Annotated in this window: 11 protein-coding genes; 4 read left to right on the top strand and 7 right to left on the bottom strand. The window is 41.9% G+C overall.

The genetic code is table 11. From position 1 onward, the window contains the following. The first annotated feature begins 14 nt into the window (after positions 1 to 14). Entirely contained in the window at positions 15 to 1061 is a 1047-nt protein-coding gene (locus EGC82_RS01140) for an HDOD domain-containing protein (protein ID WP_124729140.1), read from the top strand. 134 nt (positions 1062 to 1195) lie between these two features. Here the strand turns inward: EGC82_RS01140 and glyS are convergent, their stop codons facing one another. Further along, positions 1196 to 3280 (bottom strand): glycine--tRNA ligase subunit beta, encoded by a 2085-nt coding sequence (glyS, locus tag EGC82_RS01145; protein ID WP_124729141.1) that lies wholly within the window; start codon positions 3278 to 3280, stop codon positions 1196 to 1198. Positions 3281 to 3289: 9 nt separating this feature from the next. Continuing rightward, a complete protein-coding gene (gene glyQ / locus EGC82_RS01150) occupies positions 3290 to 4195 on the bottom strand; it encodes a glycine--tRNA ligase subunit alpha (RefSeq protein WP_124729142.1) in 906 nt (301 codons plus the stop codon). Between the two features lie 111 nt (positions 4196 to 4306). On the opposite strand from glyQ, the gene EGC82_RS01155 reads away from it, so the two are divergent. After that, a complete protein-coding gene (locus EGC82_RS01155; RefSeq protein WP_124729143.1) occupies positions 4307 to 4870 on the top strand; it encodes a DNA-3-methyladenine glycosylase I in 564 nt (187 codons plus the stop codon). Between the two features lie 91 nt (positions 4871 to 4961). Here EGC82_RS01155 and EGC82_RS01160 read toward each other — a convergent pair whose 3' ends face one another. From EGC82_RS01160 to fadB, 5 genes are all read right to left on the bottom strand, one after another. Then, positions 4962 to 8144 carry an amidohydrolase family protein gene (locus EGC82_RS01160; protein WP_124729144.1) on the bottom strand — a complete coding sequence of 1061 codons (3183 nt, stop codon included), beginning with the start codon at positions 8142 to 8144 and terminating at the stop codon, positions 4962 to 4964. Between the two features lie 292 nt (positions 8145 to 8436). Beyond that, positions 8437 to 8880, bottom strand: a complete 444-nt coding sequence (locus EGC82_RS01165) for an MOSC domain-containing protein (RefSeq protein ID WP_124729145.1) — start codon at positions 8878 to 8880, stop codon at positions 8437 to 8439. A 3-nt stretch (positions 8881 to 8883) separates the two neighbouring features. Further along, entirely contained in the window at positions 8884 to 9129 is a 246-nt protein-coding gene (tusA, locus tag EGC82_RS01170; RefSeq protein WP_059746100.1) for a sulfurtransferase TusA, read from the bottom strand. 246 nt (positions 9130 to 9375) lie between these two features. Then, positions 9376 to 10539, bottom strand: a complete 1164-nt coding sequence (gene fadA, locus EGC82_RS01175) for an acetyl-CoA C-acyltransferase FadA (protein WP_124729146.1) — start codon at positions 10537 to 10539, stop codon at positions 9376 to 9378. Between the two features lie 22 nt (positions 10540 to 10561). Further along, positions 10562 to 12712 (bottom strand): fatty acid oxidation complex subunit alpha FadB, encoded by a 2151-nt coding sequence (gene fadB, locus EGC82_RS01180; protein WP_124729147.1) that lies wholly within the window; start codon positions 12710 to 12712, stop codon positions 10562 to 10564. A gap of 235 nt (positions 12713 to 12947) precedes the next feature. Here fadB and pepQ point away from each other — a divergent pair, with 235 nt between their 5' ends. After that, on the top strand, positions 12948 to 14267 hold the full coding sequence (gene pepQ, locus EGC82_RS01185; RefSeq protein ID WP_124729148.1) for a Xaa-Pro dipeptidase: 1320 nt from the start codon (positions 12948 to 12950) through the stop codon (positions 14265 to 14267). After that, entirely contained in the window at positions 14260 to 14874 is a 615-nt protein-coding gene (locus tag EGC82_RS01190) for a YigZ family protein (protein WP_124729149.1), read from the top strand. The genes pepQ and EGC82_RS01190 overlap by 8 nt, the downstream gene beginning before the upstream one ends. Positions 14875 to 14918: the final 44 nt, after the last annotated feature.

Consider the following 14918-nt stretch of genomic DNA (forward strand, 5'->3'; position numbering starts at 1 on the left):
TAAGGTTATTTACAGTGGTTATTGGTTTCTTTAAAAAATTATTTAATATTCGCGACCGTAATGAACAAGTCAGATTTACCGGTATAACCGCAGCTGAAAAACGTCAACAAGCTAAACCGCAGATACCTGTAATAGAGGTTACCGAAAAGCAAGCGGTCGAATCTCAGTTAGATTTGTCTACGTTATTTTATAGTTTTCTGTTTATAAGCCCGTATACCACGACCACGGGTATTGCTAATAATCTTGAACGTAGTGTTATACAAGAGATTGAGCTGGCATTGAGCTCACCAAAATCTATCGCGGAAAACGTATTAAAGTTACCCAGTAAAATACTCGAGCTCGATAAAAAACTTGCCGACGACAATATTGATATTCAAGAACTAATACAGCTTATTGAGCAAGATCCTTTGCTATGTGTAGAGGTGCTCAAGTTATGTAATTCGCCGGCTTTCAAACGAGCTGATAACGATGTTAATAGTATTCAGCAAGCATTAGTTCAAGTGGGTCGACAACTATTAAGACAATTTATTACTACCTGTTTGGCCCGTGAGTTAATAGATATTAAGCCTATTTATTTTAGACGTTTTGGTGCTGAAATTTGGCGTCACTCCATGCAGGTTGCCTTTTTAGCCAGTGAGTTAGCGAGCGCCGATCAACGTGATAGCGCATTTTTATTAGGCCTATTGCATGATGTTGGTAAAATTGCGATTTTTAAAATGCTGGTGGATGCTTTTTATCAAGCAGAGCCTGGAGAGCAGCCTAGTTCAATGTTGTTTAAGCAGGTGATGACCACAAAGTCATTAACGTTAAGTGCGCTTCTTGCTCGTCATTGGCAGTTACCGCAACATGTTGAAACGCCATTATCGTTACTTGCTAATACCAATATTAAGCCAACAGATGACATGACATTGCTTATATGGAAAGCCAATATTATTAGCGAGTGCTCTATGCTACAACAGGTGGATAAATTACCTCAACCAGCATTAATAGTATTGTTGACCCAAGTGGATTTGAGCGAACAAGAGTTTGCGGCATTACATCAAAAACTGATTAAGTTTTAAACCTGATTTTCAAATTAGTGCTTTGAACATTGAAAGTTATTAATGTGGTGAGGGTTAGGTATTACTACTCTTAATGTTAAAGATGACTAAAAAAAAGCGCCGAAAGGCGCTTTTTTTATTGTTGCTGTATCACATTATTGTAGAAGTGAAATATCCGCAACGTGTAAGAACTGCTCTCGAAGATTGGTTAATAATGCTAAACGGTTATTCTTCAATGCTTCATCATCTGCCATTACCATTACATCTTCAAAAAACAGATCGACGCTTTCACGTAAGTCAGCTAATAAGGTTAATGCTTGTTGGTAATCGCCAGTGGCAAACAAAGGTGCTAACTGTGGTTGCAGTTGTGCAAGTTTGTCGGCTAATGCTTTTTCAGCTGTTTCTGTTAATAGAGCTGAATTGATGGTTGCGGGTAATTCGCCTTCAACTTTAGCCAATATATTAGAAACACGCTTATTGGCTGCAGCAAGCGCTGTAGAAGCTTCTAAGCCACGGAAATGTGATACAGCTTTAACACGACTGTCAAAATCAGCAGGACGTGTTGGACGACGAGCCAGTACAGCTAAAATAACATCAACTTGAATGCCTTTATCTTGGTACCAAGCTCGGAAACGTGCGAGAAGGAATTCAAGAACATCATCGCTGGTATTGCTGTTAGTCACATTGGTTGCGTGCAACGCTTGTGCTTTAGCGATTAATTCTACTAAGTCTAGAGGCAGTTTGTTTTCGACAATAATACGTAAAATACCGATAGCAGCACGACGAAGTGCAAATGGATCAGCAGCACCTTTTGGTGCTTGACCAATGCCAAAAATACCCACTAAAGTATCGAGCTTTTCTGCTAAGGCAACGGCACAAGATACACTTGCTGTTGGAACCGTATCACCAGAAAACTTAGGTTTATATTGCTCTTCAAGTGCAACCGCTACAGCTTCTGTTTCGCCGTCTAACCGAGCATAATGCATACCCATTGTGCCTTGAGTATCAGTAAATTCCATTACCATATTGGTCATGAGATCAGCTTTAGACAATAAACCGCCACGGCTAGCATCAACACTATTGGTGTTTACGCCGTTGTCGTTCATTTTTGTCGCAATAAAACCCGCTAATGCTGAAATTCGCTCAACTCGGGCTTTTAATGTGCCCAGTTGTTTTTGGAATACTACCGTTTCTAGACTGGCTAGACGAGATTCCAAGGTTTGTTTTTTATCGTTATTAAAGAAGAACTCAGCATCAGCAAGACGTGGGCGAACCACTTTTTCATTGCCTGAAATAATCTGCTGTGGATCTTTTGATTCGATGTTAGTGACAAAAATAAAGTTAGGCAGTAACTTGCCCACTTTATTAAAGACAGGGAAGTACTTTTGGTCACCTTTCATGGTGTAGACGAGTGCTTCAGAAGGTACATTTAAAAACTTTTCTTCAAAGCTAGCGGTCAATACAACTGGCCATTCAACCAATGATGCCACTTCTTCTAATAAGCCATCTTGAATATCGGCAACACCGTTAAGTTTTGTTGCTGCCGCTTCGGCATCTGCTTTGATCAGTGATTTGCGTAATTCATAATCAGCCAGTACTTTACCTTTTTCTTTAAGCGCAGCTAAATAGTTGTCGGCATGATCTAATTCAAAGCTCGCTTGACCCATAAAGCGATGACCACGAATAATGCGGTCAGATTTTATGCCAAGTAATTCACCGGTAACGACTTCGCTACCTAATAGCATGGTAATTGTGTGCACTGGGCGAATAAACTGAGTTTTGTTGTTACCCCAACGCATTGGCTTAGGGATAGGTAACTTATCGAGTGCGCGCTGTGCCATGTCAGCTATTAAGCTTTTGGTTTCAACGCCAACCACTTTAGCTTGATGGACTAACCATTCACCTTTATCGGTGACTAATCGCTCTGCTTGCTCAACCGTAATACCGTTACCACGAGCCCAGCCTTGTGCTGCTTTAGTTGGGTTACCATCAGCATCAAATGCAGAGCTAACCGCAGGACCGCGTTTTTCAACGATTTTATCGGCTTGTGCTAATGCGAGACCTAATATATTAATCGCCAAACGACGCGGAGCAGCATACCAAACAGCAGAGTCAAAAGGGATGTCTGCTTTAGCTAATTCATCTATAAAGTTAGCTAAAAATGATTCAGCTAACGTGCGCAGTGCCTTTGGTGGTAATTCTTCGGTACCCACTTCAATGAGTAAGTTTTCAAATTTCATTCGTTACCTCTACTTACACAGTGGGAAGCCAAGGGCTTCACGTGCTTGATAATAAGATTCTGCAACACCTTTTGCCATAGTACGAACGCGAAGGATATAACGCTGGCGTTCGGTGACAGAAATAGCATGGCGAGCATCAAGTAGGTTAAAAGCGTGTGAGGCTTTCATTACTTGCTCGTAGGCAGGTAGTGGTAACGGCTTTTCGAGTGATAATAAGTGCATGCACATTTTTTCACATTGATCGAATAGGGTAAACATAAAGTCGACATCGGCATGTTCGAAGTTATACGTTGATTGTTCAACTTCGTTTTGATGAAAAATGTCACCGTAGGTTACACGACCGCGTGGTCCGTCGGTCCATACAAGGTCATATACGCTATCAACTTCTTGAATGTACATAGCAAGACGTTCTAGACCGTAGGTGATTTCACCGGTAACTGGGCTACATTCAATACCGCCAACCTGCTGGAAGTAAGTAAACTGAGTCACCTCCATACCATTAAGCCATATTTCCCAACCTAAACCCCATGCGCCTAATGTCGGCGATTCCCAGTTGTCTTCAACAAAGCGAATATCATGTACTTTGGTATCGATACCAAGCGCTTCAAGCGAGCCTAAATAAAGCTCTTGAATGTTGTCTGGAGATGGCTTTAGTACTACTTGAAATTGATAGTAGTGTTGTAGGCGGTTAGGGTTTTCACCATAACGTCCATCAGTAGGACGGCGAGACGGTTGCACGTATGCACTGCTCATTGGCTCAGGGCCTAATGAACGTAAGAACGTCTGCGGGTGGAAAGTACCAGCACCAACTTCCATATCAAGAGGTTGAACAATTGCGCAACCTTGCTGCGCCCAATATTCCTGCAGGGTTAGGATGAACCCTTGAAATGTCTTTACGTCGTGTTTCGTCGTCATGTCTACTACTGTCAGGCTATTAATAGAAAATGTTAATGATTATACCTTGTAGAGCAAGGCAGATGTAGGTTATTTTTTAACGTACTAATAAAACGTCAATGGAACCATAGCATGCAAGTTAACCGATGTGGCTGGGTAAGTGAAGATCCTTTATATCAGCATTACCATGATACTGTTTGGGGACGACCTCAATTTGATGCAAAACACCTTTTTGAAAAACTTTGTTTAGATGGTCAGCAAGCTGGTTTGTCTTGGATTACCATTTTAAAAAAGCAACAAAACTACCAGCAACTTTTTGCGGGTTTTGAACCCAGTATTATTGCTGAGTTTGATCAAGATAAGGTAGAAGCATTAATGCTTGAGCCTGGCATTGTTCGTAACCGGCTTAAAATTAATTCAATCATCAGAAATGCTAAAGCATATATGGCATTTGTAGAGCAGGGTAATGATTTTGCTACTTTTTTATGGGATTTTGTTGGTGGTTCACCTACCGTTAATCAGTTTGAATTGTTAAGTCAAGTTCCAGCACAAACGCCTGAGTCTGAAGCTATGTCTAAAGCATTAAAAAAATTAGGTTTTAATTTTGTTGGTCCAACCATTTGCTACGCATTTATGCAGGCGGTGGGAATGGTGAATGATCATACTACCGACTGTCATTGTTATGGTCAGTATTAGTGATAGCTAGTATTCGCTACTGTTAATAATAAAAAAGGGTGTTCCACGTGGAACACCCTTTTGTTAACTAATATTATTAACGATTAGTCGTTTAGATTTTCTCAAAGAAAAATGGTTTACGTTTTTGTTTATCGCCATTTAATTGATTCATTGTTTCTGAATTAAACAGTTTGCCGTTTACCATGGTGTAGGTGACTTTGTCAGTGCTACGTATATCTGTCAGTGGATCACCGTCTATCACAATTAAGTCGGCTAACTTGCCAACCTTAATGGAGCCCAGTTGATGGTCCATACCAAAGGTTGTTGCTGGATTTATGGTAGCCGTTTTCAACACTTCCATATTACTCATACCACCTTGAGCAAACATCCACATTTCCCAATGAGCAGCTAATCCTTCTCGTTGACCATGAGCACCAATATTAGGTTTAACGCCAATGTTGTTTAACTCATTGGCTACGCGGGCAACATTAAAGTGGTTGTAATGTTCATCTGGCGCGGTAGTGCGGCGCATTGAACGCGCATCAAGAATATCATGCGGAACATACATGCTTAGGCGAGGGTGAGCCCAAACATCAGTTTTGTCATACCAGTAATGCTCGCCAGAAATACCGCCATATGCGACAACTAAGGTCGGTGTGTAGTGAACTTCTGTTTGGCTCCAAAATTGTTTGATGTCATTATAAATAGAAGCCGCTGGCAACGAATGTTCTACCGTGGTGTGACCATCGGCTATCATAGATAAATTGTGCTGCAGCAAACTGCCACCTTCAGGTACTACCATCATTTCGAGTTCTCGTGCAGCAGCAATTATCTGTTGTCGTTGATCTCGACGTGGCTGGTTGTAACTCTTAACACTAAACGCACCGACTTTTTTAAGACGCTCTAAGTGGAACTTTGCATCATCAAGTGAATCTACATGCGAGGTATAACCTGGTAAGTTGGCGCCGTATAAAATAGTCCCTGTTGAGAAAATACGTGGTCCAACAATATTGCCTGCTTTTTGTTGTTCAGATGCTGCAAAAATTTCGGTTGTGTCATTCGATGGATCATGAATAGCCGTTACCCCAAGTGATAAGCCAGAATATAAGGCCCAGTTTTGCTGTGGAATAATTTCATCATCTGCTTGGCCGCCATGTGCATGGGCATCAAATATGCCAGGCATAATGGTTTTACCGCTAATATCGATGACTTGGGCATTCTTAGGAATAATCGTATTGGCATCACCAACGCTGACAATTTTATTGTCTTTAACGATAACAACGCCGTTATCAATAACCTGATCATTCTCCATAGTAATCACTTTACCGCCAGTAAACACTACTGTTCCACGTGGAACATCGGCCTTATCTTTAAAGCCAATAGAGGTTATTTTTGGATCGACCTTGGTTTCAGATTTTGTATATTGAGTGTCGACATCTGCTTGGTATAAATCAGGGCCCAATGTCCAATACAGTTGGTTATTTTTACCGTTCCAGCTAATGCTTTCGCCTGCACGAGCACTTAGTTGGGTAATGGGTAAGTTGCTTGCTTTAGGTCCAATAGCAATGGTTTCGCCGTGTTTCGCAAAAGGAGTGACGTACACTCTAAAGCGCTCTGCAAAAGCTAGGTGCTCACCGTTTGGTGATAAACGAAACTCGGTAGCGTGGTCGCTGGTGTAATGGGTTCGTTTTTCAAAACCGTTCATACCGACTGATGCAAACTCTGGGGTCTCCCCAGAATCCATAAAGTAAACACGATCTGAGTCGTTACCAAATTGTGGTTGATGGCCACTGGCGGTTAGTTTAGTGCTTTGCTTTCCTTTGATATCGACTTTATATAAACCCGGTTCTTGTGACCAAGTTCGTGGTGTCATGTAACCGCCGCGAGCCTTTCGATAAACAACATATTCGCCATCAGGCGAAAAGGTTGGCTCTACATATTTGCCAGGCTCGTTGGTCAACACCTTGGCTTTACCACCTCTGGCGCTAACCACACTGACGGTGCCTTGCTGTTGGTCGTTCCAAGTGGTGAATACGATGTCTTTACCGTCACGAGACCACTGTGGAAACAGCTCATTGATGTCATCATCTAAACGGGTTAATCGTTTATGTTTACCATCTTTAATATCACGAATCCAAATTTTACCTAAGGCTTCAAATACCACTTTTTCGCCGTCAGGTGATACCTGTGCCATACGCAGCATTTTTACATCAAATTCATCTTGATCTAAGTTTTGAGTAAAGCGGACCGATGGCTGAATATCTCTTTGAGATTTAACACTGAATGGAATGTCAGATATTTTTTTACTGTCGACATCAAGTTTATTAATTTTACCTTTAGCCCAAAATACGATGTGCTTATTGTCTTTGGTCCAAGACATTGTTGGATACACGCCATGAATTGCCCATGTTTCTTGCATATCACGATCGAGTTTGTCATACAGCTTAGTTTCTTCACCAGACTTTAAATTCAGTGAATATAGTGTCGATTGGAATCCATCGCGTTTGATGTAAGCAAGCGTTTTGCCATCAGGGCTTGGTGTTGGGCGGATAGCACCACCAGTTCCTTCAATTAATACTTCGATATCTCCCGTTTGGGTGTCATAGCGCTTAATTTTATAAATACCTTTGACCGAATCTTTTGAGTAATGAAAGGTCTTGCCTGGGGTCGGATCTTGGCTAAAGTAGATATAGCGTCCATCTGGCGAGTAGGCCGGTTCACCCAAATCTTTTTGTTCGTTAGGGCGCTCTGTTAGTTTAACGCCTTCGCCACCAGCAACGTGAAACATCCACACTTCACCCGCTCCGAGGCTGCGGGTGCCGGTAAAATGTTTACGTGCTACTAGGTATTGTGAATCAGGACTCCAGGCCGGGCTGTTGAGTAAACGAAATGTTTCAGTAGTGATAGCGTGTGGATTTGTACCATCGGCATTCATTATCCAGATATTGTCGCCACCATCTTCATCAGAGGTGAAAGCTATATACTTACCGTCAGGGCTATATACTGGCTGCATTTGCCAAGCGATACCTTGTGCCAGTGGTTTAGCTTCTCCTCCTGCTATCGGTATTTGATAAATATCACCTAACAAATCAAATACAATGTGTTCACCATCATGTGATACATTGACGTTCATCCATGTGCCTTCGGTAACATTGATATCTATTTTACTTAATGGCGCATTTTCAGGAGCATTTACATGCCATTTTACTTTGTCATCTTCGGCATAAGCAAAACCAGAAATACCAAGGGTCAGTGCTATTGCGGTGTAAAGTGGGGTGAGTTTTTGAGTCAACATAGAGTAGATTATCCGTTGTCGTTTTTATTTTCAGTGGATTTAATCAAGCCTATACTCATTTAGTTCATATCATTTGGCATGATTAGATGACCTGAAGAGTATTTGGCTTTACTGCGTTTGTCGGTTTGAATGGTTCCTTTATCGCATAAATTACCGATAAGGTGTACAACAAATCTGTATCAATTAATGACAGACGTTAACACATGTGTCTATTATCGATTAATAGACAATGAGTGCTATAGCGTTAGATTTTATTATGAAAGGCTTAAACGAAAATGATTTATCGGTTTTACTAATCTATTTTTACTGAGTCATCTAGTTGTATTAATCCAGTTTGAATCACGCGGCAGGTGACTCCGCCACGCCAGTCGGGCGTTAGTGCTTGTTCTAGACCCGAGTAAGCTTGCTGCATTTTTTTACATGGATCGGTTTCACCGGTGATTTGTAGTTTAAGCTCAGTACCTATGGTGATCGTTTTACCGACATCTGCTGCGCTAAATTCATAGCCGCTGATCAATAAATTAGCTCTTCGAGTTAACCAGTCTAAATCGGAATTAATTTTTTGGCAGGCTGTGTGCCACTGCTGTTTAGACATGACTGTTACTTGACGTTTTCCTGGTCTGCCAAAAATATCGTTTTCGACGCCTCGCTCTAAGGTCACATTGGCACAAAAGGTTGACTTCATTATGCCGCGTTTTGCTGTTTTATACGCGATAGCTTCCAATGTGATGGTCATTCATTACAGTCCTTTTTTGAGTAAATAGTGGTAAGGCGTTTTGCTGGTATCGCTGGCAATTAACGTGTGATCCATAAATTCACAAAAACTTGGAATATCACGAGTGGTGGCAGGATCATCTGCAATGACTAATAAGGTTTCACCTTCTGCCATTTTGCGTACTGTTTTTCGAATCATCATCACTGGCTCAGGGCATCGAAGACCAAGAGCATCGAGTTGGTGTTGTGCTTGGGTATAAATATCGTTCATTGTTTACTATCTATTTCATCTAATCTAATTAGCGCTAATGTTACTCTTGTCATTTAAGCTTGCCAAGTTTGCTTGGTTTTAAAGTTATATTGAGTTTTTTATTATTTTTTAATTTTCATAAAACATGTTTCACGTGGAACATTAGCCAAAGTAGAAGAATTTTGAAATAAAAAAAACGAGCCAATTTGGCTCGTTTTTACAACTCACTTCATACAACTGAAAAGTATCAGCTTGGTATGAGAACGATTAAACGCGTTCGAATACGGTTGCGATACCTTGACCTAAACCGATACACATAGTGGCAAGACCAAGCGTTGCATTTTTTTCTTCCATCAAGTTGATCAGTGTTGTCGAGATACGTGCGCCAGAACAACCTAGTGGGTGACCCAATGCAATTGCGCCACCGTTAAGGTTAATCTTTTCATCGACAACATCTTGTAAGCCAAGATCTTTAACACAAGGTAATGATTGTGCCGCGAACGCTTCGTTTAATTCGATAAGGTCTAAATCGGCAACAGATAAGCCAGCGCGTGCTAATGCTTTTTTGGTTGCTGGTACTGGACCATAACCCATAATTGCAGGATCACAACCGGCAACGGCCATTGAACGAATACGTGCGCGGATGGTTAAACCTAATGCACGCGCTTTAGATTCTTCCATCACTAACATTGCAGAAGCACCGTCTGATAATGCAGAAGATGTTCCCGCAGTTACAGTACCGTTAACTGGGTCGAATGCTGGACGTAAACCCGCAAGTGACTCTAGTGTTGTTTCTGGACGGATAACTTCGTCAGTCATCACTTTGATCAGTGCGCCATTTACATCGTGGCCTTCAATGCCCCAAATCTCTTTGGCAAAACGACCTTCGATAGTTGCTGCATGTGCACGTTGATGAGAACGTACAGCAAACGCATCTTGTTGTTCGCGAGTAATACCGTGCATTTTACCTAACATTTCAGCGGTTAAGCCCATCATGCCAGATGCTTTAGCTACGCGGTTTGCAAGGCCTGGGTGAAAATCAACCCCGTGGTTCATTGGTACGTGACCCATGTGCTCAACACCACCAATAATAAAGGTGTCGCCTTGGCCAGTCATAATGGCACGAGCCGCTTGATGCAGTGCATCCATTGACGAACCACATAAACGGTTTACCGTTACTGCGCCAGCCGATTTAGGAATGCCAGCTAACAATGATGCATTACGGGCAATGTTAAAACCTTGCTCTAGTGTTTGCTGCACACAACCCCAAATAACATCTTCAATGTCGTTAGGGTCTAGTTGCGGGTTACGCAATAACAGTGCTTTCATTAATTCTGCAGAAAGAGTCTCTGCACGTACATTTCTAAATACTCCAGCCTTAGAACGGCCCATTGGGGTACGAATGCAGTCTACGATAACAGCTTGTTTCATGATTTAATTCCTTTCCCGCTAATTAGGCTTGGTAGTAACTACCGTTGTTGGCTGCAAGTTTACGCATGGTATCGGTCACTTGATATAAGCCGCCAAGATGGGCGTATTTGTCTGCTAGGGCAACAAAGTTTGCCACGCCCATGGTATCTAAATAACGGAATACACCGCCACGGAATGGAGGGAAACCAATACCGTAAACTAGACCCATATCGCCTTCAGCAGGTGATGCAATAATGCCTTCTTCTAAACAACGAACCGTTTCGATAATCATCGGGATCATACAGCGAGCGATGATATCATCTGACTCAAATACTTTTAGTTCGCCGAACGTTTCGCCTAATAATGCGTAGCTTGTTGGATCAATGTCTTTTTTCGGCTTACCACGACGGTCAACAGAATAAGCATAGAAACCTTTAGCATTTTTCTGACCTAGACGCTTGTTTTCAAACATAATGTCGATAGCGTCTTTGCCATTTTTACCCATACGATCAGGGAAGCCTTCAGCCATTACCGCTTGAGCGTGATGACCAGTATCTAAACCGACTACATCAAGTAAGTAAGCTGGGCCCATTGGCCAGCCAAACTGTTTTTCCATGACTTTATCGACAGCGGCAAAATCTGCGCCTTCTGCGAGTAGACCACTAAATCCGGCAAAGTATGGAAATAATACGCGGTTAACGAAGAAGCCTGGGCAATCATTCACTACAATTGGGGTTTTACCCATTTTGCTGGCGTAAGCGACTACCGTCGCGATGGTTTCTTCAGAGCTATGCTCACCACGGATAATTTCAACTAATGGCATTTTGTGCACAGGGTTAAAGAAGTGCATACCGCAGAAACGTTCAGGTTTCTTAAGACTTTTGGCCAGTAAGTTGATTGAGATAGTCGAGGTGTTTGACGCAATAATGGCATCTTCTGATACGTAACCTTCAACTTCAGCTAGTACAGTAGCCTTAACTTTTGGATGTTCAACAACCGCTTCTACAACGATATCGCTATTTTTGATAGCGGCATAATCTAGTGAAGGCGTGATGTTGTTTAATACTTTAGCCATTTTCTCTGGCGTAGAACGACCACGAGCAACTTGTGTTGTCAGGATTTTAGCCGCTTCGTTCAAGCCTAGCTCTAATGCTGGCTGAGCGATGTCTTTCATCACAATTGGTGTGCCTTTGCTGGCGCTTTGGTAAGCAATACCGCCGCCCATAATACCTGCACCCAATACCGCTGCTTGGTTGACATTATGAGCTAATTTAGCAGCTTTCTTTGCTTTGCCTTTAACGAACTGGTCATTTAAGAAAATACCAATTAGCGCTTGGGCAACGTCTGTTTTAGCTAATTTGATGAAAGCTTGTGCTTCCACTTTTAATGCGCCATCACGGTCCAAACCAGCAGCCTGTTCGACAACATTCACAGCGGCCATTGGCGCTGGATAATGCTTGCCTGCAACAGAAAACACCATTCCTTTAGCGGTAGCAAAAGACATCATGGCTTCAAGTTTTGGTAACTGTAATGGTGATTGCTTTTTGGTACGACGAGCTTGCCAATCAAGGCTACCATTAAGGGCATCATGCAACATTTGAATCGCAGCAGCTTCTAAGTTTTCTGGTGCGACAACGGCATCAATCGCGCCTACTTTTAGTGCATCTTCTGGACGTTGGTCTTTAGCGGTAGTGATCCACTCAAGTGCATTATCTGCACCGATCACACGCGGTAAACGCACTGTGCCACCAAAACCAGGAATAAGACCTAATTTGGTTTCTGGTAAACCGATGCGAGCATTGGTATCTGCAACACGTAAGTCGGTTGCTAAAATGGTCTCACAACCACCACCAAGAGCAAAACCGTTGATGGCTGATGCCGTTGGAAACGGTAAATCTTCAAGTTTGTTGAATACCGCATTAGCTTGTTCAACCCAAGCTAACAAAGTTGCATCGTCTTGCTTAAAAAGGCTTAGAAATTCAGTGATGTCTGCGCCAACAATAAAAGTACTTTTTGCTGACGTCAGCAATAAGGCTTTAATATCAGTGTTTTGTTTGATGCTGTCTAAGGCGGCATCTAGAGAGGCTATAGTTTCTCTGTCAAACTTATTTACCGAACCTTGTGCGTTAAAACACAGTTTGGCAATATTATCTTCAAGTAACTCAACCTGAATGGTAGGGCTTTGGTAGATCATTGCTTGCTTCCTTATTGCTTAAAAGCGACTTCCACATCTTATTTACTGTGCAGTTATCAAGCTTGAATCACAGCAGTTTCGGCCATCTATTGACCAGCTAATTCTCAGTGTGCGACTAAATGAGAAAAATTACAACACCCAATTTAAACGGCCGTTTAATTTTTTATCATCTAGCGAGGAGTTTTTATGTTTGTGATAGACTGAATAAGTTGAAACTTATGAAAAGGGATAGTCAATGGATCCGTTAGCTCATCTATATCATGCACACATCGGCGAACTAAATCGTCGTGTCGCTGAAATTTGTCAGCGTGAAAATATTTCCGGTCTCGTTATTCATTCAGGGCAACCACATCGACAGTTTCTAGATGACTTAAATTACCCCTTTAAAGTTAACCCACAATTTAAAGCATGGTTACCTATTGTAGATACCGCTAATTGTTGGATCATCGCTAATGGCCAAGATAAACCAACATTGGTGTTTTATCGTCCGGTCGATTTTTGGCATAAAGTCAACGATGTACCACAAGCATTTTGGACTGAACACTTTGATATTCAATTATTAACCAAGCCAGATCGTATTGCAGACTATTTACCTAAAAACCTTACATCATGGGCTTATATTGGTGAGCATTTAGACGTGGCTGATGTATTGGGTTTTACCGCGCGCAATCCAGATGCGGTGATGAACTATTTACATTACCACCGTGCAGATAAAACTCAGTATGAACTTGAGTGTATGCGCCGGGCTAATAAAATTGCAGTAAAGGGTCATTTAGCGGCTAAGAATGCTTTTTATAATGGTGCTAGCGAGTTTGAAATCCAACAATGTTATTTACTTGAAATTGGCCAGAGTGAAAATGAAGTGCCGTATGGCAATATTGTCGCCTTAAATCAAAATGCGGCTATTTTGCATTACACCGCTTTAGAGCATGTTAAACCTGCACAGCGTTTATCTTTTTTGATTGATGCTGGTGCTAACTTCCATGGTTATGCTGCCGATATTACTCGGACATATGCTTTTGAGAAAAATCGTTTTTGTGAACTCATAGGCGCACTTGATAAAGTGCAATTAGCCATTATTGAGCAAATGAAGCCAGGGATTAAATATACAGATTTACACATTGCCACTCATGAACACATTGGCCAATTATTGATTGATTTTGGCTTGGCTAATGGTAGCGCTGAACAGTTAGTTACCCAGGGTATTACTAGTGCTTTTTTCCCGCATGGACTTGGTCATATGCTGGGATTACAAGTTCATGATATGGGCGGGTTTGCACACGACGAGCGTGGAACTCATATTGCTGCGCCAGAGGCACATCCATTTTTACGTTGTACTCGAACATTGGCGGCAAATCAGGTACTGACCATTGAACCGGGTCTCTACATCATCGACACTTTACTTGAGCAACTATCTGCAACCGCCAAGCAAGCTATTAACTGGCAAACTGTTGATGAACTGCGTCCGTTCGGCGGTATTCGGATTGAAGATAACGTGATCGTGCATCACAACCGAGTAGAAAATATGACAAGAGAGTCTGGTTTAATTGATTGAGTCATACTTAATACCACAAGCTAATATACTAATAGAAGAAGAGATAAAGCATAGTCGCTTTATCTCTTTGTTATTTCATTGTCTGCAGCCAAGCGATATGAAGTTAGCGCTTACTGACATAAGGCTGCAATATCCTGGTGCTAACCACTATTGCTATGCATTTGTGGCAGGCAGTCCTGAAAACACTATTGATATGGGCGCTAGCGATGATGGTGAGCCATCAGGCAGTGCAGGTAAACCGATGTTAGCGTGCCTACAAGGCGCCAATATAGGTGAGCTTGGTGTTATTGTGGTGCGTTATTTTGGTGGAACCAAGTTGGGCGTGGGCGGTTTAGTGCGCGCTTATACTTCGGGTATCAAGTTGGGATTAACTCAGATACAGACTCAGGTGAAGCATCTCAGGTATCCGGCTAATTTAGTGTGTCATTATGCGCAACTCACCGATGTTGAATATTTAGTTGCTCAACATGACGGCGTAGTAATTGATAAAGGCTTTACCGACAAGGTAGAAATACGCTTTGAATTGGCAAAATCACACCACCATGCTTTTAATCTGGCACTAGCGACTCAGACTCAGGGCCAACTACAAGTAAAGTTTACAGTTTGAGCTATGACCAACTTATGCCAAAATGTCATTTAATTGTTAAATTC

It is taken from the genome of Shewanella livingstonensis (genome assembly GCF_003855395.1).
Lineage (GTDB): Bacteria > Pseudomonadota > Gammaproteobacteria > Enterobacterales > Shewanellaceae > Shewanella > Shewanella livingstonensis.

What these genes read in the sequence shown, in the direction of transcription:
- glyS (WP_124729141.1), bottom strand. Translation starts at nt 3,280, where the DNA reads ATGAAATTTGAAAACTTACTCATTGAAGTGGGTACCGAAGAATTACCA.
- glyQ (WP_124729142.1), bottom strand. Translation starts at nt 4,195, where the DNA reads ATGACGACGAAACACGACGTAAAGACATTTCAAGGGTTCATCCTAACC.
- EGC82_RS01155 (WP_124729143.1), top strand. Translation starts at nt 4,307, where the DNA reads ATGCAAGTTAACCGATGTGGCTGGGTAAGTGAAGATCCTTTATATCAG.
- EGC82_RS01160 (WP_124729144.1), bottom strand. Translation starts at nt 8,144, where the DNA reads ATGTTGACTCAAAAACTCACCCCACTTTACACCGCAATAGCACTGACC.
- EGC82_RS01165 (WP_124729145.1), bottom strand. Translation starts at nt 8,880, where the DNA reads ATGACCATCACATTGGAAGCTATCGCGTATAAAACAGCAAAACGCGGC.
- tusA (WP_059746100.1), bottom strand. Translation starts at nt 9,129, where the DNA reads ATGAACGATATTTATACCCAAGCACAACACCAACTCGATGCTCTTGGT.
- fadA (WP_124729146.1), bottom strand. Translation starts at nt 10,539, where the DNA reads ATGAAACAAGCTGTTATCGTAGACTGCATTCGTACCCCAATGGGCCGT.
- fadB (WP_124729147.1), bottom strand. Translation starts at nt 12,712, where the DNA reads ATGATCTACCAAAGCCCTACCATTCAGGTTGAGTTACTTGAAGATAAT.
- pepQ (WP_124729148.1), top strand. Translation starts at nt 12,948, where the DNA reads ATGGATCCGTTAGCTCATCTATATCATGCACACATCGGCGAACTAAAT.